18 protein-coding genes and 1 riboswitch are annotated in these 24,743 nt (G+C 37.9%); of the genes, 7 read left to right on the plus strand and 11 right to left on the minus strand.

Features of this window, described 5'->3' with window-relative positions:
- Window positions 1–444: 444 nt before the first annotated feature.
- Window positions 445–565: riboswitch (SAM riboswitch) on the plus strand.
- A 218-nt stretch (window positions 566–783) separates the two neighbouring features.
- Complete coding sequence (locus tag BKP57_RS08845) at window positions 784–2,529, plus strand: PLP-dependent aspartate aminotransferase family protein (RefSeq protein WP_072741368.1); 1,746 nt, start codon at window positions 784–786, stop codon at window positions 2,527–2,529.
- Between the two features lie 645 nt (window positions 2,530–3,174).
- On the opposite strand, the gene BKP57_RS08850 is transcribed toward BKP57_RS08845, so the two are convergent.
- The 6 genes from BKP57_RS08850 to BKP57_RS08875 form a co-directional block, all read right to left on the minus strand.
- Window positions 3,175–3,984 carry a MurR/RpiR family transcriptional regulator gene (locus tag BKP57_RS08850; RefSeq protein WP_050350894.1) on the minus strand — a complete coding sequence of 270 codons (810 nt, stop codon included), beginning with the start codon at window positions 3,982–3,984 and terminating at the stop codon, window positions 3,175–3,177.
- 29 nt (window positions 3,985–4,013) lie between these two features.
- Window positions 4,014–5,540: a DUF4127 family protein gene (locus tag BKP57_RS08855; RefSeq protein WP_072741369.1), complete on the minus strand. Its 1,527-nt coding sequence runs from the start codon at window positions 5,538–5,540 to the stop codon at window positions 4,014–4,016.
- An 8-nt stretch (window positions 5,541–5,548) separates the two neighbouring features.
- The gene (locus BKP57_RS08860; protein ID WP_072741370.1) at window positions 5,549–6,340 is read right to left on the minus strand and encodes a Cof-type HAD-IIB family hydrolase; all 792 of its coding nucleotides are present in this window, start codon (window positions 6,338–6,340) and stop codon (window positions 5,549–5,551) included.
- A 26-nt stretch (window positions 6,341–6,366) separates the two neighbouring features.
- Window positions 6,367–7,683, minus strand: a complete 1,317-nt coding sequence (locus tag BKP57_RS08865; protein WP_072741371.1) for a PTS sugar transporter subunit IIC — start codon at window positions 7,681–7,683, stop codon at window positions 6,367–6,369.
- Between the two features lie 33 nt (window positions 7,684–7,716).
- Window positions 7,717–8,025 carry a PTS sugar transporter subunit IIB gene (locus BKP57_RS08870; protein ID WP_198035034.1) on the minus strand — a complete coding sequence of 103 codons (309 nt, stop codon included), beginning with the start codon at window positions 8,023–8,025 and terminating at the stop codon, window positions 7,717–7,719.
- 65 nt (window positions 8,026–8,090) lie between these two features.
- Window positions 8,091–8,399 carry a PTS sugar transporter subunit IIA gene (locus BKP57_RS08875; RefSeq protein ID WP_050350889.1) on the minus strand — a complete coding sequence of 103 codons (309 nt, stop codon included), beginning with the start codon at window positions 8,397–8,399 and terminating at the stop codon, window positions 8,091–8,093.
- An 840-nt stretch (window positions 8,400–9,239) separates the two neighbouring features.
- Here BKP57_RS08875 and BKP57_RS08880 point away from each other — a divergent pair.
- Together BKP57_RS08880 and BKP57_RS08885 are read left to right on the plus strand one after the other, a co-directional pair.
- Window positions 9,240–10,121 (plus strand): SGNH/GDSL hydrolase family protein, encoded by an 882-nt coding sequence (locus tag BKP57_RS08880; RefSeq protein WP_072741373.1) that lies wholly within the window; start codon window positions 9,240–9,242, stop codon window positions 10,119–10,121.
- 5 nt (window positions 10,122–10,126) lie between these two features.
- On the plus strand, window positions 10,127–10,747 hold the full coding sequence (locus BKP57_RS08885) for a YpmS family protein (protein ID WP_072741374.1): 621 nt from the start codon (window positions 10,127–10,129) through the stop codon (window positions 10,745–10,747).
- 62 nt (window positions 10,748–10,809) lie between these two features.
- Here BKP57_RS08885 and BKP57_RS08890 read toward each other — a convergent pair whose 3' ends face one another.
- Window positions 10,810–11,442 carry a hypothetical protein gene (locus tag BKP57_RS08890; RefSeq protein ID WP_072741375.1) on the minus strand — a complete coding sequence of 211 codons (633 nt, stop codon included), beginning with the start codon at window positions 11,440–11,442 and terminating at the stop codon, window positions 10,810–10,812.
- Window positions 11,443–12,021: 579 nt separating this feature from the next.
- On the opposite strand from BKP57_RS08890, the gene BKP57_RS08895 reads away from it, so the two are divergent.
- On the plus strand, window positions 12,022–13,644 hold the full coding sequence (locus BKP57_RS08895; RefSeq protein WP_050350885.1) for an ABC-F family ATP-binding cassette domain-containing protein: 1,623 nt from the start codon (window positions 12,022–12,024) through the stop codon (window positions 13,642–13,644).
- Between the two features lie 507 nt (window positions 13,645–14,151).
- On the opposite strand, the gene BKP57_RS08900 is transcribed toward BKP57_RS08895, so the two are convergent.
- Together BKP57_RS08900 and BKP57_RS08905 are read right to left on the minus strand one after the other, a co-directional pair.
- Entirely contained in the window at window positions 14,152–15,099 is a 948-nt protein-coding gene (locus tag BKP57_RS08900; RefSeq protein ID WP_050350884.1) for an L-threonine 3-dehydrogenase, read from the minus strand.
- Between the two features lie 35 nt (window positions 15,100–15,134).
- The gene (locus tag BKP57_RS08905; protein ID WP_072741376.1) at window positions 15,135–16,325 is read right to left on the minus strand and encodes a glycine C-acetyltransferase; all 1,191 of its coding nucleotides are present in this window, start codon (window positions 16,323–16,325) and stop codon (window positions 15,135–15,137) included.
- Between the two features lie 708 nt (window positions 16,326–17,033).
- Between BKP57_RS08905 and BKP57_RS22030 the strand changes: the two genes are divergently transcribed.
- Window positions 17,034–17,204 carry a hypothetical protein gene (locus BKP57_RS22030; protein WP_156875304.1) on the plus strand — a complete coding sequence of 57 codons (171 nt, stop codon included), beginning with the start codon at window positions 17,034–17,036 and terminating at the stop codon, window positions 17,202–17,204.
- A 1,395-nt stretch (window positions 17,205–18,599) separates the two neighbouring features.
- Here the strand turns inward: BKP57_RS22030 and BKP57_RS08910 are convergent.
- A complete protein-coding gene (locus BKP57_RS08910) occupies window positions 18,600–19,457 on the minus strand; it encodes a LysM peptidoglycan-binding domain-containing protein (protein WP_072741377.1) in 858 nt (285 codons plus the stop codon).
- Window positions 19,458–19,861: 404 nt separating this feature from the next.
- Window positions 19,862–20,788 (minus strand): DUF1002 domain-containing protein, encoded by a 927-nt coding sequence (locus tag BKP57_RS08915; protein ID WP_050350881.1) that lies wholly within the window; start codon window positions 20,786–20,788, stop codon window positions 19,862–19,864.
- 719 nt (window positions 20,789–21,507) lie between these two features.
- Here BKP57_RS08915 and BKP57_RS08920 point away from each other — a divergent pair.
- Window positions 21,508–22,713 carry an MFS transporter gene (locus BKP57_RS08920; protein WP_050350880.1) on the plus strand — a complete coding sequence of 402 codons (1,206 nt, stop codon included), beginning with the start codon at window positions 21,508–21,510 and terminating at the stop codon, window positions 22,711–22,713.
- Window positions 22,714–23,313: 600 nt separating this feature from the next.
- Window positions 23,314–24,678, plus strand: coding sequence for an MATE family efflux transporter (locus BKP57_RS08925; protein WP_072741378.1), 1,365 nt, complete (start codon window positions 23,314–23,316; stop codon window positions 24,676–24,678).
- Window positions 24,679–24,743 lie beyond the last annotated feature (65 nt).

A 24,743-nucleotide genomic window follows, 5' to 3' on the forward strand; every position in this document is an offset into this window, starting at 1 on the left:
TGCTTATCTTTTAAACAAAGGCGCAGGGCGCCCGTTTAGCAACGTAGTGAATGGAACGAATCAACTAAAGATTTAGGAATCATGCCACTAAAAACAGGGGTATGCCGACGTGGAGCGGCAAGCCCGTTTTTAGTCTCGGCCTTCCTCTTTGCCACGAACCGATGATAACTTATCGTAGGGCGCATTTCTAAGTTCACATAGTTGCTGGGCTCATGCGCCGGACGTGACTATTAGGTTATTTCATTATCCATAAGCACCTGAGTTTATACTTTCTTATTCTTCAAAAAATAAATTAAAGCCTCCTTGTTTATTTATAATGAGAAATATCTAAAGCTTCCTACCTCCTACTTAGACCTAATTTATATAAATAATATGTGTACACGTATTCTTCATTGACAATACATCTTGAACCTTATATAATATTCAGTAATTTAAAAATTGAATCTCTTATCAAGAGTGGTGGAGGGAATAGGCCCTTTGAAACCCGGCAACCTAAAAGCAATAATGATTTGCTTTTTACGGTGCTAAATCCTACAGACCTTAGAAATGGTCTGGAAGATAAGAGGAGGAACGGAAAACGATTCTAGCCCTCTTCTTTAGGAAGAGGGCTTTTTATTTCCACCACCTCCAAATAGTCGCCTACCTTGAAAAAATTAACCAGCCGAAAACATACTTTTCGCAAGATTCATTCAACAGGTTCCAAAAACGGAGACCACAAATGCAAAAAAGATAAGAGGATTAGATCTTAAGAACCAGCCCCACATTCAAAGGAGGAATAAAACAATGACAAGCTTTTTCACGCAAGATCCAGAGACAATTTTACTTCACGGCGGGCAAATACCCGACCCGACAACAGGTGCAAGGGCAGTACCTATCTACCAAACTACTTCTTATGTTTTTAAAGATACCAAACATGCCCAAAATTTATTCGGATTAGCGGAGCCAGGAAATATTTATTCTCGTATTGGTAATCCAACAGTCGATGCATTTGAACAGCGTGTTGCTCAATTGGAAGATGGGGTCGCAGCAGTAGCAACCTCTTCTGGTATGGCTGCTATTACATTCGCTATTTTAAATGTCGCCAGTGCTGGCGATGAAATCATTACCGACCGCAATCTTTATGGTGGGACGTATAACTTATTTGCTAACACATTGCCTCGCTATGGCATCAACGTTAAATTCGTTGATGGTACCAATCCAAAAGAAGTAGAAGCAGCGATCACTGACAAAACAAAAGCTATTTTTGGAGAAACGATTACAAATCCAAGTCTTCACGTTTTTGATATAGAGACCATTGCTACTATCGCTCACGCACACCATATTCCATTAATTATTGATAATACATTCGCACCATACCTTACCAAACCATTCGCCTGGGGAGCGGATATTATTGTCCATTCTGCTACAAAATGGATCGGCGGACACGGAACCACCATTGGAGGTATCATTGTAGACGGTGGAAGATTTGATTGGAACAATGAACGATTTCCTGACTTTACTGAACCCGATGAGAGTTATAATGGTCTGCGGTTTATTGATGTTGGACCAGCCGCTTTTGCCACTAAGCTTCGCGTGCAATTAATTCGTGATATTGGCGCTTGCTTAAGTCCACATAGTGCCTTTTTACTGCTTCAAGGATTAGAAACGTTACATTTACGTATGCAACAACATACACAAAATGCACAAAAGATTGCATCGTATTTGGAGGATCATCCAGCAATTGAGTGGGTCAGTTATCCAGGTTTGCCCAGCCATCCGTCCTATCCATTAATAAAAAAATATTTCCGTGATGGTACGGCAGGGTCGATCATTACGTTTGGTATAAAAGGGGGGAGGGAAGCTGGACGACAATTAATTGATCACATTGAATTATGGTCACATGTAGCCAATGTAGGTGATGCGAAATCACTGATTATTCACCCCGCTTCCACGACACATCAACAACTTACATCAGAAGAATTAGCAGCGAGCGGAACGACGGAAGAAACCGTCCGTTTATCGATTGGGTTAGAATCCGTAAATGATTTGCTAATTACACTAGATCAAGCGATAGCCAAAGCTACAGGTGAACAAGAGACCATCGTATTTGATGATCAGCACGCTATCCATTGGCTGCTCCATTCTTCTTTTATAAGAGACGAGGGGAACATACGCAAAAAAACGATTGCCGTTTACGGGTTAGAGCAAGCGAGCAAAGCAGATGAAGAAAAAGTGTTGCAACTGCGAGCACTTGGATTTGACATAGTTGCTGTCGGAAATCCTATTTCCACAGCGGAACTGCCACAGTATGATGAGTTATCTGAGGTTCCGATTGTAGACGCCATTTGGCTGGTACACGCAACATTACCAGCTGACTTGTTAGAGCAACTCGTAAATAAAAAATGCAAGCTTTTATGGATCGAGCAACCGAACGCTTTCCATAATATAGCAGATTATAAAAAAGCAGCAGAAATTACAGTTATTACACACAAGAACCCTTATGATGAAGCACTACGACTTCGTAATAATTCCTGTTTAACACCAGTGTAAAGTTAACTAATTCAAACCAGTAGCGATAATAAAAAGCTCATAGACTTAAAAAAATGGATTTTATTACCCTTAAACAGGACTCCATCTTGCTCAATCAAACTTTAGGTGCCCTAGCCTTTTTACAAACACTTCGTAAAAGCTTATGGCGCCTTTTGTTTTATTAAGGAAAGTGCCTCGAAAACGAATATGAATAATGGTTAGAAAATGCTTAAAATTTGTCAGTTTCTATACATAGACAAAGAAAAAATGATCAACAAACTAATACTGCTATTATTGGAATATTTTTGATAAGTTATGGATAATTGGCCTGCTTTGTACAACATTTGACTAATAAACTCTAGTCAAATGTTGTTCTAGTTAAAAATTCTCCTACGAAATGTGGGAGAATTTTTAAGAAAACGACTCATAAAAATTTTATACTGTTGAACTCAATGATATACCCTCCATCTTTAATAGTTGCGAAATGATTGGAGAAAAAATCAATTCTACCCACTACCTAGAGTCTTAGCCTTATATATTTATGCTATTTTAGCACGTTATAACGAAAGCTCAACCGGTTGGGATACCATTGGTTATAATTTATCTTACTTGAGAATACGTACTGCGCTTAAAAATGAATAGCACTATTTATTTAAGGTGTTTACGCTAATCAATAGATTGAGAAATTTGTTTCTTTGCTAATGCTATTCTAGAACTATCAATTTCGTGTAGATATTGACAAATTTGTTCAACTACGAAAAGCTGCGACATTTCCGTAATTAAAGTACTTCCTTCTTGTGCTACTTCCTTTCCTGCAGTAAATAATAATAATTCAGCGATTTTAGTAATAGGCGACCGTGAATGGTTCGTAATCGCAATCGTTTTTGCTCCATTTTCCTTCACCTTACTTAACCATTGTAACGTCTCTCGTGTATCACCTGTTACACTAAATGCGATCGCCAAGTCATCAGGTTCAATTAAATGAGATGAAACCAATCTTGTATGCTGTTCTGAAAAAAAGTATGCTTTATAACCAAGGCGCATGAGTCTAATCTGTGCTCCCTGTGCAGCCAAAGCAGAGAAACCGATACCAAACAAATAGATTGCATTACTGTTCTTTATCAAATTTGCTGATTGTTTTATTTTTTCCGTATTGGTCATCAGTCTTGTTTCATCCAGCATTTTAACAATATCTTGGTACGTTTTTTCAAATTTAGTATCCGCTTTAGGTTCTTTACCGCTAAGGATTTGCTTTGCCATAGTAGTCTTAAATTCATGATATCCAGAAAAGCCTACCTTTTTTAAAAAGCGAATTACAGTAGCTTCCCCGACACCAAATTCATCAGCAAGTTCTGTTAAAGACATAAAAGCAATACGCTGGTAGTTCTCAGAAACAAACGAGGCAACTTTTTTCTCGCTCTTCGTTAAGGCTGGGTAAATGCTCTTCACTCGTGCTAAAAAATCCATTATATCCATAGATTAAACTCTCCTTGCGCCAGGAATTACTACTTCTTCTTTATTTTTAAATCAAGACCGATTTCAAACATTCTTCTCCATGGTAAATGTATACAAATCTGGGATAATTCGAATTCCGAAAAGCTATTTTTTACCATTTGCTGATAATATATTTCAATCCTCTTCTTAATTTCACTAGCAACTTTATCATCCTGATGATTCAATTGGAAATAGTCTGCGCCAATTTCAGGAAGAACGGTCTCTGTAACCTCTTTGCGAACAATGGACTGATATAAACCATCTTCAAGGATATGGTATATGAGATTCTTTTTTATTGTCAAGCAATCCTGCTTGTCAAATGCAAAGCTGCCTGCAGCAATAGATGTCCCTAACGTATTACCATTTGTGTTCCAGCCTTTATAAGATATTAATTGATCAAGAAGCTGATAGTCATCCAGATAATGGAGCAATTCTATATCGCCTCCGTTTGCAAAGGCACTGTCCGCAAGCACTACAGGCTTTCCCATGTCCAAATAGTCTTGGATACGTTCTGTAAAAAAGTGTAGCTGACGATAGCTGCTGTAGGTGACATCTTTTTCATCTTGATTAAATGCTTCTTGCATTACTTTACCTGGTGTATTAATTGCTAATATAAAATCTGCCTCCTTCGGCTGTAAAGCCACTTTACAGCCAGAAGCAAGCAAATGTGCTTTGACACTTTCGGCAAATGGTCTGTCTTCATAAAGTGGTATAATATAGGGACCTAATGTTGAGCTAAAAAAAGAGTATACCCGCGGTTTCCTATTGAGCAAATGATTAACCATTCGGGCAACTAATGTAGATCCAACCTCATCTGCTCCTGGATAGACCATTACTTTGTTTTGTAACCTTTTTTGTTCGATGTAGCGATAAACAACTGCCTGATCTTTTGCAGTATATCCATATACTGCAGCATCATCTTGCGGAATAGCAAGAAAGTTTATTACGTCTGAAGCAACTAAATCAAGAACATGCATGTTCATCGTAACATTGAAATTACGTCGTCTTTCATAATCTTCAATAAACATTTCTGGAATGTTAGTATTCATTTGTTGTAATTGACTTTTTTCCTTTTCATTTAATCCTGTACGGCTGTCTTTATCTAGTAAATAAGCTCTTTTAAATAATGCTTCTCCATACGCAGCATAATAATCCGGTTCTTCATCAGAGCTATTAAACTTCGGAGTACGCATAATTAAATTTGATGCAACTATTGGTAAATGCGGATATTCTGCTCTTAGCAGTTGGAACTTTTTCAATCGCTCTTTTCCTTCCGATTCACGTAATTGGTGTAATCGAGACGGTAAAAGACCACCGTATAGCATCATTTCAACAGAAACCACCAAACCATCAGCCTCAGGAGCATAATCATTGATAAATTTCCATAATTGCTCGACATTTGCTTTTTCTTTTTTCCGACCTAGTATTTCACTTGGTGGAACAATTAATTTTACGTCCTTTCTTGTTTCTTGCATATATTGTGGATATAAATAATTACATGGTCGCTCGTCTAACGGGATATAGATTATCTTTTTCATATTATCACCTAATTTTTTGGAGTTTTTCTCATAATTACTTCTATACAGTCGACCACTGTTTTTTGAATCTCATCTGCTTTTTGCTTTACTTGATCTGAAGCGGAGTCAATAGCAAATGAATACCCAGCAGTTTCGAACATGGAAATATCATTTTCAGAATCACCAATAACATACACATCATGTGTTGATATATTTAACGCTTTCATAATTTGACGAACAGCCACACCCTTTGAGGTATGTTTAGACATAATTTCTAAGGAAGAGTCACTGGTTTCTACACAATTAACGATGTTTTCATATTTTTTATGGATGGTAGCTTTTATCTCTTTGAAACCTGATTTTTCACCGAATATAAGAAAGATGGTTGGAATCACGCTGTTTCCAATTTTTTCGCTTAGTTGTGGATCAATCACTGCTGAATCAACAAATTCAGCTACTTCTCCCATCGGGCGTGGTGAAGGAAAATAACGCCGTTTAACATCATTTACTTCTACTCGTTCGTTCCTTTTGGCTAATATTTGCATGATTCCTTTAGCCGCATGAGAATTAATCTCCTGTTTAAAAACTATTTTTCCATCCTTATCTGTTATAACGGCACCATTTTGGCTAATTCGAAAATCACCTTGAACTCCTAGTTGCTTCTCAACATATACAATATCATGATCTAATCGCCCTGTAGCAATAATAAATATACCACCTGAGTTCGAAAATAACTGAATTTTCCTTATGCTTTCTAATGATATTTCATTGTTTTTATCAAGTAATGTTCCATCTAAATCACAGATTAATACTTTCGTCATGCATACCCTCCTGTTGACAGTTCTAGTTAGTTGCGATTTTTCCTTTCCATGGCGGCTACTCGGTTCGTTGCGATTACAAACGGCAAATAAATCAGAACCGATAGCGCAATTAATAGAGCAGCTAAAATTGCTGCACGGTAGTCACCTGCAGTCGCTAAAAAGGCAGATAATACAGGCGGGGTTGTCCAGGGAATAAATACAACCGTTTTTGAAATCAGACCTATAGATGTAGCCAGATAAGCAATATTCAGATTCAGAATTGGCACAAGAATAAGAGGTATCGCTAAGATTGGATTCAAAATAACTGGCAGTCCAAACATTAATGGTTCATTAATATTAAATAATCCTGGAGCAGCAGAAAGCTTAGCAACCCCGCGGTATTCTGCGCGTTTAGAAGCAATAAGTATGGCAACTAATAAACCGATCGTATTTCCACCACCACCCATCATCGCGAAACTATCGATAAATGGCTTAGTTACAATATTAGGTATATGAATGCCAGCCTGAAACGCTTCTATGTTTTCCTGAATAGCGGCTAATAAAGTTGGTTCCGTAATTGGTCCGAGGACAAAGGTACCGTGAATTCCTAAAGCCCATAATAGGTTTTGTACAAACATAACCCCATTAATACCGAGTAACCCTTGGTAGATAGCATCAAGTGGTGCTTGTATTGCTTTTGTGATTATTTCTTGCAGTCCCAAATTAAATAATGTATTGGTTAAAAATACTAATAGGGCAAACAATGTTAAGGTAAAAAATGCTGGAATCAGCGCATTAAATGATCTAGCAACTTCAGGAGGAACACTTTCTGGCATTTTAATTTGTAATTTTTTGATTCTCTTTAATCGTAAAAAAACTTCTGTTCCAATTAAGGCTGAAATAATTGCAAAAATTAAACCAGTAGCTGATGTTTCACTTTGACTAAATACACCTGTTACCTGTACCGCTTCTTCTTGATTTAGCGGGATAACTTCAACCATACTAGGAAACATGGAAACTAAGACTGCAACTGCCATCACTCCTGGTATCACGCCATCTTCATTGTAAGAGCGGGCCAGCTTATAAGCGACAGTAAAAGCTATCAAGATCGAAAGCAGTCCTAATGTACCGTTGTAAACTTGATTTCCGATTTGCCGATAAGCACTTAAATCTATAACATCAGCAAAAACACCGTTATTAGCGTCCAAAATTACATTATTAATTAATATAAAAAATGAGGCTACAATAACAAGTGGAATCAAAATTATGAAGCCATCTCGCACAGCTCCTAAATGACGCTGCGTAGAAAACTTCGTAGCAACTGGTGTTAACCACTGAGCAATCTTATTGGCTATTATATCCATTTTTTATTCCCCCTAGCTTAATATTTTTTCATACTAGCGGTTTACCGTATCCTTGATTTGTTTTAAAACACTTTCGACTCGCATTAAACCATAGTCCTGACTATTAATGACACGAACCGGAAGCGAATCGCCTAATTCTTTTTCCGTTTGATTTTTCATAAAAGCAACTTGCGGACCTAATAAAAACAAGTCATAATCGTTTTCTGACAATAGTGAACGCGCTTCTGAAATGGATACAGCTTCTATTTGCAAATTTATTCCTTCTGTTTCTGCAGCATTCTTTATTTTTTGCACAAATAAACTCGTGGACATCCCTGCACTGCATGCTACTAATACACGCATAACACACACTCCTTTATAATATTTCATAGTTATAAACACTCCTAATCATTGGTGTTTCAAACAATCTATAGAGCTTTATCCTGCTGCATTGCAATAATTTCTGTTGCCAAGTCTTTTGCCAGCATTGCAGTCATTAAGTGGTCCTGCGCGTGAACGAATATAATGGATAGATCCACTTTTCTTCCATTAGCTTCTTGATGTAATAATGACGTTTGAATTTTATGTGCCTGAAGCAACTGATCATCAGCATCTTTTAACAATTGTTCCGCTTTTTCAAAATTTCCTTTTCGAACATTTTTTAATGCTTCCATCGTATGAGAACGCGCATCACCGCTATGCATAATAATCTTAAAACCGCTTTCATTCATATCCATGGTTTCACCTCCTTGCTGTAAGCGTACCACAAAAAAGTATTTTCGTATATAATTATTCACCAATATTTATATTTTGGAGAATATAAACCAAACGAACCACTAAAACAAATGTCTTTTCTTATACATATATAATGGTTTAAATGTTCGTCATATTCAGATGGGGGCATTGAAAAGTTCCTATGGTTGTTACTAGTTTTGTTAACAAATCGCTAACATTTTTCTATAATAGGTTTACTTTTTCATATGATTGGAAAAATTATAAATAACCTTCCCTTTCTGGTCGCCTTGTATTTGAAGGCGATCTTTTTTGATAGAAGATGAATGACCTAATTCAAAAGCGGCAAGCTATGAAAAACGAGGCTACAATTTAATCACTTTTAGGCATTTAAAAAGAGACACTTTTGATAATTAACTTAGCCATCGTTTTGCTTTTATCGTTAGCCTGCAAATAGTCTAAAAAGTGAAACCTTCATTTAATGGAATTTTTATGAAGCTTGAAATTCAGGGCAACCTCAAACAAGGTCATGCATAAAAAATGGTATACTTACCTTACTTGATGAAAATAAGAAACGGATGGTTCGTTCGCTAATTCATACCATGCATTTTTCAGACAAATTCGATTTACTTAGGATAAACAAATGCCTGAATGTTACATAACCTGTATACTACAACCAATAATCTTCATTTTGGAGTTGCTTAAAACCAATTTCATTCGTACAGGAACTTTAAGGAAATTCTAAATCAATGAACCAGTTGTAAGCTCGAATAGTTAGAGCAATAATGGTCTTGAAACAAAGTGAATGAATCATTTAATATTAACCAGCTTAGGTGTTGATAACGATGCAAAAAAACAAATATCTTATCGGGGCAATCCTATTAGTACTAATAGGAGGGATTCTCCTTTTCAACTCCCTTCGTGAACCTGAACAATCATCGGAATACGTTCAAACCACAAAGGAAGAACAGAACCAAACAGATTTAGCAATAGAAAAAAAGGCGATAACAGCAAACGAACATAAACCACGTCGTTTACCGCAGCTTTCCTTTCATATAGAACAGCAAGTTACGCAACATTTTTACCAATCGAGACACATTACCGCAATTGGTGATTCGCTAACACAAGGCGTTGGAGATGAAACCGCTCAAGGAGGCTATGTTGGAGCATTGCAAGAAATGTTAGAGGAAGCAAAAACCCAAGCTACTTTTGATAACTTTGGTGTAAGGGGCAATCGCTCAGACCAGCTGCTAAAACGACTGGAACAAGATGATATCATTGCTTCTATACAGCAAGCGGATATCGTATTTATAACGATCGGCGCCAATGATATTATGCAAATATTAAAAGAGAATATTACAAATCTGCAGATGGATGATTTCGAAAAAGCCCGTATAGACTATGAAAAACGACTGGGCAAGATTATATCAAACATACGTGCCATTAATGCAGAAACAGACATTTATTTACTAGGTTTTTACAATCCTTTCGGTGAGTATTTTAAAGATATTAAAGAATTGAAACTCATTGCTGAAAATTGGAATAAAACAGGGGAACAATTAGTAAACAAGTATGAAAACAGCTCATTCATACCAATTATGGATTTATTTTCAAATGCGGAAGAACACTTATTTGCAGAAGATAATTTCCATCCGAATCGGTTAGGTTACCAACGGATCGCTGAACGAGTATTCGAGGTTATGAAGAATAAACATAAAAGAGGATGAATGGCATGGGGAACAGAATCAAACATAAAAAAAACAAAAAGTGGAAGTGGCTGTTTATTGGTCTGTTTGCTTTCAACATCACCCTGCTGATCGCATTTCTGACACTCATTTTTTGGCCCGTACCGCAAGCCGATTACCCGGAGCCAACTGCAAAAAAAACGGAAGCAAGTTCTGAATTTATTGTTCGTACAACAAAAAAGAATTTGAATGATCTAATCAATGCACATATCGATAAATTGCTGGATGGTACCAATCATCGCTACCGTATTGAACTGGGAGATGATGTTCATTTGATTGGAGAATTGCCTGTTTTCTCATCTACTGTTCCTTTATCTGTTCATTTAGAACCTTTCGTTCAAGAAAATGGCGATATCATTCTTAAACAGAGATCTATTTCCATTGGACGATTAGAATTGCCAAACAAAAAAATCATGGGATACATGGATAAATACCTTCCTATGCCTGAATGGGTAACCGTTAATCCAAAAGATGAGGAAATATACGTAGCAGTCACTGATATACAGCTTAAGAGTAACTTTCAGGTAGCTGTTGAACATATTGATTTACCATCGAATCATCTGTCGTTTAAATTCCGTATTCCTTACCAAACATTAGGCATTGAATAAGCGAAGCTGGAAGGGACCCGGCTTCGCCTATTCATAGATACAAACTTTTTTTCAAAACATGCTTACACTTCATCCCTATGTGTAAACAATTGTTCATTCATACGAGAATAAATAATATATGATGACATAACTTGCTCTTCTTCTTTCTGCTTATAACAAGCTACTTTGTTACGGTTAGGATAATCTCCTAGCCTGCCTTCATAAATCAGCTGCATCCCCTCATGACTTCGAATATCTTCAGGGGTGACAAAGCAAGTAGGCTTCTTAATTTGAAAAGCACCAGCATTCTTTAATACAGTAGCGACAAATTGTGAGCAAAAAAATGCACATTTTCGATTGATTTCTATTTGTAGTAGGATCCCAATCAAACCAATAAAGTTATATCGATAGCGATCTTTTTCACGCTCTATTTGGTTGATATGATGTAAAATTTGCTCACGTTCTTCATCAGATACGTTAAAACGATAAACTGCACAATCGGATTTTTTTAAAAAATCACTGCGAATATCTTCTCTAACAAACCCCCCAATAAAAGGATTTTTTGGTCGCTTCCGCCCAAAGCTATACAGTTCTTTCAGATCTTCATCAAATCCGATGGAAACATGGTTCAATGATTGCTTTGTAAAAAAATGAATCGCCTTCGCTAAATTCGTGCCCGTATCTGTGAAGAGAAGGTAAATGGCTGTTTCTCCCAATACACATATCCCCTTCCAGCTATGATGTAGAGAGATGGTTCAAAAGGTCGGCTGACTGAAATGACATTCTGCCTGTCTCATCACCAATTTTGTACTGCACCTGTATGAATAGACCCCATTTTGCTGCACAAAACGGTAATGATTACAACAATGCTTCCTTCACCCTTCCTTTCAAACGCACTCATTTGCAATTGCACTAACCTTTCTTATACTATTACAAAAAAAGTCATTTTACACAAGTATAATTATAAAGTGAATCTTCAATCAGTGGAGGTTTTCATTCATCCCCCTCTGATTGTTAGCACCGTAATGGTATGGCCTAAAGGCCTCTGAACGAATCTGGTATTTAGATGCTGTTATCTCCCACTTAGACATGTTGCAGTACAGATTATCCAACTCCTGAAGCGGGAGGTCTTACAGCACCTTATATACGGGATAAAAGTGAAACAATTTAATGGTTTTGCGTCTACTTCCATATACCAAAAGTTTGTTTGTTTCTAAAGCAAGCGTTGACGAATTCCTTGAAATAACGTAAGCTAACCTTGATTACTTTTATTTAATTGGAGGAAAATAACCCGAATGATTAATGTATCGAATGTTAGTTTACGATATGGTGATAAAAAGTTATTTGAGGATGTGAATTTAAAGTTCACTCCAGGTAACTGTTATGGATTAATTGGTGCAAACGGTGCTGGAAAATCCACCTTTTTAAAAATATTGTCTGGAGAAATAGAGCCGCAGACAGGTCATGTCTCCCTTTCTCCTGGTGAGCGCCTTGCTGTTTTAAAGCAGGATCATTTCGCCTACGAGGAATATAACGTTATTGATACTGTCCTCATGGGACATGAAAAGCTTTATGCAGTGAAGCAGGAAAAAGACGCCATTTACATGAAAGGTGAATTCACAGAGGAAGACGGCATGCGAGCTGCTGAATTAGAAGGCGAATTTGCTGAGATGAACGGTTGGGAGGCAGAATCTGATGCCGCTGTCTTATTAAAAGGGCTCGGACTAGAAGAATCCTTGCATGATAAGCAAATGTCTGATCTAAACGCAGACGAAAAAGTAAAAGTTTTACTAGCCCAGGCGTTATTTGGTAATCCTGATATTTTATTATTGGACGAGCCCACGAATGGTCTAGACATTCATGCGATTCAATGGCTAGAAGAATTTTTGATTCATTTTGAAAACACTGTCATCGTCGTATCTCATGACCGTCACTTTTTAAATAAGGTGTGTACACATATTGCAGATGTAGACTACGGAAAAATTGAAATCTACATTGGTAACTATGATTTCTGGTACGAGTCTAGTCAGTTGGCAACGAGAATGGCTCAGGAAGCAAATAAAAAGAAAGAAGAAAAAATCAAGGAATTGCAATCCTTTATTGCCCGCTTTAGCGCCAACGCCTCCAAATCCAAACAGGCGACATCAAGAAAAAAACTACTTGATAACATCACGTTAGATGATATTAAACCTTCTTCAAGAAAATACCCGTATATTGCGTTTACGCCTGAACGGGAAATTGGAAATGATTTATTGTCTGTTCAAGGTCTAACAAAAACCATTAATGGTGAAAAAGTATTGAATAATATCAGCTTTACCATGAATAAAGATGACAAAATTGCCCTAGTAGGCAGGGACGATATCGCGAAAACTACTTTGTTTAAAATTTTGATGGGTGAAATGGAACCAGATGCTGGTACGTATAAATGGGGTGTAACCACTTCGCAATCCTATTTTCCAAAAGACAATAGCGCCTATTTCGAAAAGAGCGACCTATCATTAGTAGACTGGTTAAGACAGTATTCAACTGAAGATGAAACAGAAACTTTTTTACGTGGATTTTTAGGGAGAATGCTATTCTCTGGTGAACAAGCTTTGAAAAAGGCCAATGTCTTATCCGGTGGCGAAAAAGTGCGCTGTATGCTGTCAAAAATGATGTTGAGTAACGCGAACGTACTTCTTTTAGATGAGCCAACGAACCATCTTGATTTAGAATCTATCACTGCTTTAAATAACGGGCTGATTAAATTTAAAGGGTCTATTTTATTTACGTCACATGATCATCAATTCATTCAAAGTATCGCCAATCGCTTAATCGAAATCACACCAAATGGTTTGATCGATAAAGAAATGGACTATGATGAGTATGTACAGGATAAGGAATTGCAAAGCAAAATAGCAGCTATGTATGAGGATTAATTAAAAGATCTATACCATAAAGTGAATCTTCCGTCAGTGGAGATTTTCATTCATCCTCCATTGATTGTTAGTACCGTGATGGTATGACCTAATGACCTCTTACGAAATAGGGTATTTAGGTGCTGTTATTCACGCTTAAACTTATGCAGTACGGATTCTCCAATTCTTGAAGTGGGAGTCTTACAGCGGCACTTTATATACAGGATGAAATCATAGCTAACGAGGAACCTAACTAAATCTAAAAACGAACACTAAATCGCCAATTGTGTATACTAAGTTTTAGCGTAGTCAAAATAGGTAGACTCCTGCAGGGGAACAGCTCGAGCTGAAGGTCCAGCAGAAAAGCGGTTTTTGCTTTCCAAGGAAGCTGAGCCGTGCCTTGCGGAAAGCGAAGTGTTTTGACATCGTGGTGATAGAAATTTTTTAATCCCAATAAGCCGAACAATTATAAATGGATTGTTCGGCTTTTGCTATATAGTATTTGCTTATGCCCTGACTCCTAATTTTTTACTGTTCTTGCTTTTGTTTTACTTTACTTAACATATCCCTCGTCATCTTATCTAGGTCGTATTCTACTTTAAAGCCCCATTCTTCAATAGCGCAAGTAGAGTCAAGGTTATTTGGCCAGCTATCCGCAATCGCTTGTCTAAATGGATCAACAGCATAATCTAATGTGAAAGATGGCATATACTTTTGAATCGATGCAGCAAAATCTTCCGGTGCGGCAGAAAAAGCAGATATATTAAATGCATTACGATGCTGTAATTTATTTGCATCTGCCTCCATCAATTGGATAATCGCATTTATGGCGTCCGGCATATACATCATATCCATGTACGTACCTTTACCGATATAAGATGTATAACTACCCTTCTTCACGGCTTCGTAATACATTTCAACTGCATAATCCGTTGTACCCCCACCTGGCAACGTGACATATGAAATAAGCCCAGGAAAACGAACGCCACGTGTATCCACACCGAAACGAGTATAGTAATAATCAGCTAATAGTTCACCAGACACTTTATTAACCCCATACATCGTAGTCGGACGTTGCAACGTATCTTGAGGCGTTTGGTCTTTTGGTGTTGAGGGGCCAAAAGCTCCAATGGAACTGGGAGTAAAAAATTGCAGCTTTAATTCACGTGCAATCTCTAAGGCGTTGACCAATCCACCCATATTGATATGCCAAGCCAATTTCGGGTTTTCCTCTGCTTTAGCAGATAATAAAGCTGCCAAATGCATCATTGTATCTACCTGATATTTCTTTGTCACATCAAAAAGCTGATCCGCATCGGTTACATCAACGACTTCAAAAGGGCCTTCAGCTATACGCCCTTCCGCCTTTCGAATATCTGTTGCTATAACTTGATCCGTTCCATAGATCTCTCTTAATTTCATGACAAGCTCTGAGCCAATTTGACCCAAAGCTCCCGTTACTAGTATTTTTTCCATTGCTCGAAATCCTCTCTAGCACTTATCTCTTTTCACTAAATAACACCAAGTTCTTTGCCAACTTTTTCATATACTGCGATTGCTTTATCCAACATTTCTTTGGTATGTGCAGCTGTTGGCATATTTCTCACACGCCCTGTTCCACGTGGTACAGTTGGGAAAACAATCGACTTCGCATAAACACCTTCTTCGTTAAGACGTCTGCTGAATTCTTGTGTCGCATTTTCGTCGCCAATCATACAAGGTGTAATTGGTGTTTCACTATCACCGATATCAAAACCTAATTGCTTTAAGCCAGCCTTTAAATAGTCGCCATTTTCCCATAGCTTTTCATTTAATTCTGTGCTTTCCATGAGGAGCTCGACAGCCTTCGTGCTAGCTGCAGCATCAGCAGGCGAAACAGCCGTGGAAAACAGAAATGGACGAGAACGGACTTTTAACCAATCAATAAGGTTCGCTTTTCCAGCCACATAACCACCAATTACGCCAATAGCTTTGGATAATGTGCCCATTTGAAAATCGACTTTATCCTGCAGACCGAAATGCTTCACTGTTCCTGCTCCTTTTCCAAGAACTCCAGAACCATGCGCATCATCTACATACGTAATCAGGTCGAATTCGTCTGCAATCTCAACAATTTCCGGAAGCTTAGCAATATCGCCATCCATTGAAAATACACCATCGGTAATAACCATAATCTTATTATATTGTCCAGATTCGACAGCTTCTTTCGCCTTTTTTCGCAAATCGTTCATGTCCGAATGATTAAAACGAATAATCTTCGCTTTGGATAGGCGACAACCATCAATAATGGACGCATGGTTTAATTCATCAGATAAAATGGCATCATTTTTATCCATAACCGCAGAAATAGCTGCCATATTACAATTAAATCCAGATTGATAAGAAATAACCGCCTCTGTTCCTTTGAATGCTGCCAGCTTCTTTTCTAACTCAAGATGAAGATCAAGCGTTCCGTTTATCGTACGTACAGCACCCGCACCAACACCATGAGAATCAACTGCTTGTTTCGCTACCTGCTTCAACCTGTCATCCGTAGCTAACCCAAGGTAATTATTCGAAGAAAGGTTGATTAATGTTCGCTCGCCAATTTTTATTTCCGGACCATTCGGACCTTGTACAGGGTCAATTTCATTATATAAACCTCGTTCCTTCAAATCAGCAATATTGTCATTTAAAAAAGAATCTAACGCTTTACTAGTCATTTTACGTCCTCCTTTTATGTAAGTTTATGTTGGTTCCTGTGACATGAAACGTGTCATACTATAAAGTGAACCTTCCATCAGTGGAGGTTTTCTTTTATCCCCCACCGATTGGTAGTACCGTAATGGTATGACCTAAAGGCCTCTTACGAAATAGGGCATTTAGGTGCTGTGATCTTGCGCTTAGACTTGTTTCGCCAATTCTTGAAGTGGGAGTCTTACAGCACCTTATATGCGGAATAAAATAAATCTTTATCCCCCAAAGATTGTTAGAGACGCGAATCGGCATCTACTATCTGTTAGATGCCCAACGTATCATCTCTTGCTAGGATACAAGGACAGATACTGCGCCATTCCATGCGAGATAATGCTTATTTCATTTTCAGTTTAACACAAGTCAATCGAAATGTTTAATCGGAGAAAGCGCTAATTACAGGAATTTGTCTAAAAAACCACTTTTATTCCAATAAGCGATTGTAGAAAGATGTCGAACACACCGCAAAGATTGCAAATTTGTAAGATTTACCTGCTACATTGTCACCTAAAACAATGGTTTAAGAGCAGGGAATTTTTTATACTGAATCTAAGGTTATTTAAAACATGGGTGTTGAACAAAGGCGCAAGCGCCCGTTTAGCAACGTAGCGAATGGAACGAATCAACTAAAGATAAAGTGAACCTTCAATCAGCGGGGGTTCTTCCATCCCCGCTGATTGTTAGTTGAACGAATCGGGGATTTAGGTGCTGTTACCTCCCACTTCAACTTGTTTAGCTCACCGCTTCCATTCTTGAACTGGGAGTCTACAGCACCTTATATCCGGGATAAAGGAATCATGCCACTAAAAACAGGGATTGCTACGCCTGAGCGGCAAGCCCGTTTTTAGTCGGCCTGCCCCTTAGCGACGAACCGATGATGACTTATCGTAGGGCGCATTTCTAAAGTCGCCTAGTTGCTGGGCTCATGCGCCGGACGTGGCTATTCAGTTATTCCCTTATCCCAAAGCAACAAATTTTATACTTTCTTATTCTGTAAAAAAGGGAAGAATTTAGAGGAAGACAAATTTCCGACTGGAAGCCTTGAGACGAATAGCGCCAAACAAGTCAATGATGATTCAACTATTCCAATCATTTTGAAACAACATTTTTTCAAAAATATAGTGACTCTTCTATCAGTGGAAATTCTTTCCCCCACTGATTGTTAAATAAACGAATTGAGCATTTAGGTGCTGTGATCTCCCGCTTAGACGATTGCAGTACAGATTACTCCTGAAGTGGGAGTCTTACAGCTTCTTACTATGCAGGATAAAGATACCTAAGAGGAGAAAGGAATGAAACTATATGAAAAAACTTCTTGTCGTTTTATGTGCAGTTCTTATTATTACTTTTGGAATATTCGGATATGTAGAGATAAATAGTAACTCAAATGAAATAATCAGTGATAATCCAGACAACATTAAAGTTCAGGATATATAAAGTGAATCTTCCATCAGCGGTGATTTTCATTCGCCCCCCCGCTGATGGTTAGTACCATAATAGTATGGCCTAAAAGCTTCTTAAGAAATAGTGCATTTAGGTAGTGTAATCTCCCACGTTGCAGTACACATTATCCTGAAGTGGGAATCTTACAGCACCTTATATGCGGATAAGTGGACACCCGATCCTTGCTTTGAATCTTCCATTTGGCATAGAGGATGCTCCACTTTAACATCCAAATCCTAAAAGTTCATGACATTCATGGAAATTTTCCGCAAGGCTTGTTTTTTTCCAAATGACTTGGAATTGATTTTATTTCCAGAAACATGGTTTATCTCCTTCGCATATCATATTTAATGGTACATCATCTTCTATCCACTACGAAGATTGATTTTTTGTGGTTTAAAAGCATGAGCGGAAGGGAATATTTTGAATATTAAAGCTGATAAAGTAAATCATCAATCGGTGGAGGTTTTCATTCCTCCCCCACTAGAAGAAAGAATCGGGCATTTAGGTGCTGTTATCTCCTACTCTTAAACTTGTACAGATTTTCCAACTCGTGAAGTAGGGGCTTACAGCAACTTAGATACGGGATAAATAAAATATTTCTTCTTTAGTCTACGTTCTCTGTTTAAAAAAGAATAGTATGCGTTGTCATCATTCCAACATGACAATTGTCATATAAACGAATACGGACTGGATGCATAGATGAATTTCAATTTCTAAAATAAAAATTGCATACAAAAAATCGAGTAAGATAAACATCTCACTCGATTCATATTGGAATATATACATGTTAAAATCTATTATTCTACAATCGTTACATTAACCGTTCTGACGCCCCAATTCGTTGCTTCCCCTTTGGATGGGACGTGAACGTCAATTTTATTGCCTTTAATCGCACCACCAGTATCAGCTGCCGTTGCATAGCCATAGCCTTCAACATAAACTTTAGAACCTAATGGAATGACACTCGGATCAACAGCAATTACCTTTGCATTTGGATCTTTGTTCAAGTCAACACCTGTTGCTGTTACACCAGAACATCCATTACAGCTTGCTGTGTAAGCTGTTGCAGTTACAGAAAACGATTGACCCTGAGGGTTTTCCTGCTGTGATTGCTGCTCAGATGCTTTTTCAGGTGCTTTTTGACTAGCAGCAGGTTTAGAAGAAGCTGGTGTTGCTTGCTGCTCTTGCACAGGTGCTTTCGTTTCTGTAACCGGTTGTTGTTCTTTTTTCGTTGGCACCGCAGGCTGTGCTTGAGGTTGCTCTTCCGTTTCGGCTGGCTTGTCATTGGAAACTGTTGCACCTTCAATGGTCAGATTCTGACCAACAATAATTAGATCGGAATCTAATTTATTCCATTCCTTTAAATTTTCTACAGATACACCATATTTATTTGCAATAACGCTTAATGTATCTCCCTTTTGGACTTTATATTTCATTTTTGCTTGTTTATTTATAATAAGTGTTTGTTTTGGTTGTATAGTAGTTGTTTTTAATTCATTTACTTCAACTAAATGTTCTACAGTTGTATTATATTCATTTGCAATATTCCAAAGGTTATCTCCGTTTTTTACGTCATACTCTTCTGCTGATACTGTAGTAGCAGCAGTGCCAGCAATAATCATACCAGTAGCGAATGAAGCCACAATCTTTTTCATTCGTTTTCCCTCCTTAAATATCTGACATAGCCTATCCTAACACATGGGCTATGACCGTGCAGTTACAGTACGTTTAAAAGTCCATTACAAGGATTACCAAAATGAGGTTGTATTATTACAGTTGTAACCTTTTTGATATAAAAGTACTATCAATCTCCTTTTTTGTATTACGATAGTCATAGAACGGAACTTCTTGTAATATATCTTTTTATTTAGAAGTCCAAAGGCAATAAACGTACCAGTGAATTTGTCTGTGTCATGAGCCTTATAATTAACTCATCCATAAATACAAAGAAATTCATAGATAAGCAACTCTAGCCTATAAACACAGCGCTCTTTTAATAGAATATGAAAAAGCATACCCTTATGCATAAAGGTATGCTTTCAAATCTAATATATTCCGACTAACTAAATAACCCTTTAAAGAAATTACTAATTGCTTGGAAAAGTTCACTGAAGAAATTTCCGACCTTTTCCCAAAATCCTTCATCTAAACCGAGTTCATCTGCCTTATTTTTAATCGCAGATGTAATGTCCTCCAGCTGGCTTTTAACTTGATCAAAATTAATATTTAAATCGCGCATTTTATCAATTAAATCAATAAGCAATTGACGATCTTTATCACTTAAGTTTATTTCCAATTTATCCAATTGTTCTTGAACAATTCGTTCCACATCTTCTTTTGTTGCAGGATTTTGTTCAGCAATAGTTTGCTTAATCTCTGTTAACAACTGACTAACCTTTTCCGAATCCATTCCTTCTTTTTTCGCTAATTGTGTCGCCACATCAAGCTCTTCATTTGCCAGCTCCATCCGTTCCTTGTCAAGCTGTTCGCCTTCGACGTCATACGCTTTATAAATTCCTGTTAAAGCAGAATGACCGCTAACTTTTACCGGAGAGGCAACATCAACCGTAGCATTTTCCACTCCAGCTGTCAGCAATGCATTAGCGTACATTTCTTTAGTCACTTCCGTTATATTATCCGGAGTCACTATATTAATGGTTAAGCCGTTGCCTGTTTCCTGGCGAGTAATTTTCGCACTGGAATACATATTTGAATTGGGGTTGCCGTTAATATATTTTGCTGCGTCTTGTCCTGAAACATCATATTCATCGACTTGGTTTTCATCTTTGACATTTAATAAGTCTTTTACTTCTGCTCGCTGGTTATCAGAGAGTTGCGCACCATATACCACAATAGGTGGTCCTAATTTTTCATTAATACTATCGGAATCACTTGCTCCGCTGTCTGCATGAATAGGTAAACTTGACCCTAGAGCCAAAACAGCAATCAGTGTGATGATGAGAAATTTGCTTGTTTTTTTTATCATCATTTCATTTCTCCCTTTATTTGTTCTTGCTTTAGTCTATGTTTTTCATAAACTAAATATTATTATACCTGTTTTGCAAAAAATTGAATATCATTTTATCAAAATTACTACCAGAGGCGTATACGCCCAACCTCCCATTTAGGAAAAGTAGACCATCAACAAATTAAACTCCATGCTATTCCAACATGATTTACTATGATTATAAATCGGATCTTCCATCAGTGGGGATTTTCATTCATACCCCACTGCTTGTTAGTACCGTAATGATCTACCTAAAGGTCACTTTAGGTCCTGTTATCCCCGCTTAGACTTGTTGTATGGATCTCCAGTTCTTGAAGTGGGAATCTTACAGCACCTTATATACGAAAGTTATATTTCAAGCAAAAGAGGACTTTCTTCTGTTTGTTATTTGAACAGACTTTGACTTGCAATTGGATTGCCCACTATCCTACTCAGATTCAGCTCGCAATAAATGGAAATGGTGATGTTATTGCCAGATAAACAATATTTATGTGAACAACTAGTTATAAGTAATTAACAGAGACTCCGGCTTTAAATTAATACTGATAAGTCTAACATAGCTGGTCATTACGATTAAAGCAGATTCCTTTCTTTTTCCCTAGAAATACGATAATATTTAGAGTGACGAAATATTTAGCAGAAAGAAGGGTATTGCCATCATTGACAATCATCCTATAGTAAAACGAAACTTAGCAATCATGTGGTTTGCTAACTTTTTTGTTTCTGGAAGTATGACAATGGTGCTTCCATTTATTTCTTTATACATTGAGTCGATGGGGAATTTCTCAGATGCGTATGTTCAGAATTGGTCAGGCTGGATTTTTGCAATCACTTTTGTCACTGCCTTCATTTTTTCCCCGATCTGGGGTCGGATTGGTGACAAATACGGACGCAAAAAACTGCTTATATTCTCTGCAACTGGAATGGGTCTCTCCTTATTCTTAATGGGGTTTGCCACATCAGTATGGCAGTTATTTATGCTCCGCCTGCTAATGGGAATTGCTACTGGATTTATTCCTATGTCACAAGCATTCATTGCTACACAAACACCAAAAAATATCGCTGGAAAAGTACTTGGAACACTGCAAACTGGTAGCATTACTGGAACGTTGATGGGTCCTCTATTAGGCGGAACACTTGCAGATGCCTTTGGTTATGCAAGTACGTTTAAATGGGTATCCATAACCATTTTCTTTTCTGCTATTATTGTGTTCTTCGGCGTTAAAGAAATAAAAGCAAATCTCGCTGATAATGAAAAAGATGAAAAATCTTATACGAGAAAACAAGTCCTACAGCATATTATTTCACGCCCGGTTTTACTCATTGTAATGCTTATCTCTGCGTTGGTTCAGATCGCTCATTTTAGTGTGCAACCAATCTTATCTTTGTTTGTCCAAGACATTCACGGTCCGGCCAATATTGCCTTTTTCTCAGGAGTGGCATTTTCTGCAGCTGGACTTGGTAATTTGCTTATGTCAAGACGGCTTGGCAGACTAGGGGATAAAGTCGGCTATATTAAAGTGCTGATTGTATTGTTATTTATGGCTGGAATTGTTTATCTTCCCGGTGCTTGGGTAACAAACATTTGGCAGCTAGTTGTTTTACGCTTTTTATTAGGTATTTCCATTGGCGGAATAATCCCTGTTCGTATTGCATATATTAGGCAAACTGCACCTCTTTCTATGCAAGGTGAAGTTCTAGGCTATAATACCAGTTTACGCTTTTTAGGCAATATCATTGGGCCTGCATTAGGTGGCGTAATTGCTGGATTCTTCGGCTTTTCCGCTGTCTTTCTTCTTACTAGCTTACTGCTTTTATTAAGCGGAGGCATTATGTTGTATTTCTGGTATAAACATGAATACAACCGTTCACATTCTCACTCTTTGTTTGCGAAAAGAGGCTAACCGAGGACGACCATCGTTCTCGTTTTTTTCTGTTTCAGCTCTTTTTAGAAAACTAAAAGGAGCTTCATTCAATTGGAGTTCTCCAACAGCCCTTTGAGAAAAATAGAACAAAGGCGCGGGGCGCCCGTTTAGCAACGTAGCGAATGGAACGAATCAACTAAAGATAAAGTGAACCTTCAATCAGCGGGGTTTTCCTCATCCCCGCTGATTGTTAGTACCACCAGGGTATGACCTAAAGGACCTTGAACGAATCGGGGATTTAGGTGCTGTTACCTCCCGCTTCGACTTGTTCAGCTCACCATTCTTCCATTCTTAAAGTGGGAGACTACAACGCCTTTTTACGGGGTAAAGGAATCATGCCACTAAAAACAGAGGTATGCCGACGTCTGGGCGGCAAGCCCGTGTTTAGTCGGCATACCTCTTAGTGACGAACCGATGAGGCCTTATCGTAGGGCGTATTTCTAAAGTCGCATCGATGCTGAGCGATGAAGCCGGACGATGCTAGAATGACATTCATTTAAACACCATCTTTTAATACTTCCCATTCTGGCCAAATAAAGGTAAACTAACTCTATGATAGCTTAGAAAGTTGGGATAACTATGTCCTCAGAAAAAGCGAAAAGGCTCACATTGTTTGGTCTAACGTGGCCTATTTTTATTGAAATTTTCCTACATATGTTAATGGGGAATGCGGATACACTAATGCTAAGCCAATATTCCGATAAAGCCGTCGCAGCTGTTGGTGTTTCTAATCAAGTGTTGTCGGTAGTCATTGTGATGTTTGGCTTTGTAGCGCAAGGGGCGGCTATCCTCATTGCGCAAAATCTAGGTGCCAAAAATAATCAACAGGCAGGAGAAATTTCCGCCTTGTCTATTAGCTTAAACCTATTGTTTTCACTGTTTCTAAGCGTTGGTTTATTTTTCGGCGCAAAAACCATCCTGCAATTCATGGATCTTCCACAGGAAATCATGGGAGAAGCATCCAGCTATATGCAAATTGTTGGTGGACTTATCTTTATTCAAGCTTTAATTATGACGCTCGGTGCTATTTTGCGTAGCTATGGATATACAAAGGATACGATGAATGTCACCATTGGCATGAATATCCTGAATGTCATGGGAAATTATTTAGTTATTTTCGGTCCGTTTGGATTTCCGGTACTAGGGGTGGAAGGAGTAGCTTATTCAACTGCAATCAGCCGTTTTATCGGAGTTATTGTGTTATTTTACTTATTTTGGAAACGAAACAGTGACGAGATAAAAATCGGATACTTTTTCCGTTATCAAAAACAATATGTCAAGCGATTATTGCAAATCGGTATTCCGTCTGCCGGGGAACAGATTTCTTATAATGCCAGCCAGATGGTAATCACCTATTTTATCGCGCAACTTGGTACCATCGCAATTACTACAAAGGTATATGCGCAAAATATTATGATGTTTATCTTTTTATTTTCCATTGCTATCGGTCAAGGCACGCAAATCCTCGTTGGTCATTTAGTTGGTGCTGGAGATATGGAGGCAGCATACAAGCGTGTGATGAAAAGTCTCAAAATATCTATTGTCGTCTCATTATCGATGGCTACGATTGTTTACTTTTATTCCAAGCCATTACTAGGAATTTTCACAGATGATACGACCATTTTAGAAACTGGAGCATGGCTATTATTAATGACAATTGTGCTTGAACCTGGACGAGCCTTTAATTTAATCATGATTAGCTCCTTACGTGCAGCAGGAGACGTGAAGTTTCCAGTTTATATTGGTGTTGCTGTCATGTGGGGCATTGGCGTTACTTTTGCTTGGTTCTTCGCTATTTACCTAAATCTTGGTCTCATGGGGATTTGGATTTCCTTTATTGCTGATGAATGGCTGCGTGGTTTATTCATGCTCCGCCGTTGGAAACAGCGTAATTGGGTATCCATGAGCTTTGTACAACCAGGAAAGAAGCAAGACTCAGTTTAGATGATTGATTTCTCGTTACGTTTATGCTAAAACTAACAAAGTACCTTATTTAAGGGTAAGGGAAA

It is taken from the genome of Virgibacillus sp. 6R, from assembly GCF_001895305.1.
GTDB lineage: Bacteria > Bacillota > Bacilli > Bacillales > Amphibacillaceae > Virgibacillus > Virgibacillus pantothenticus.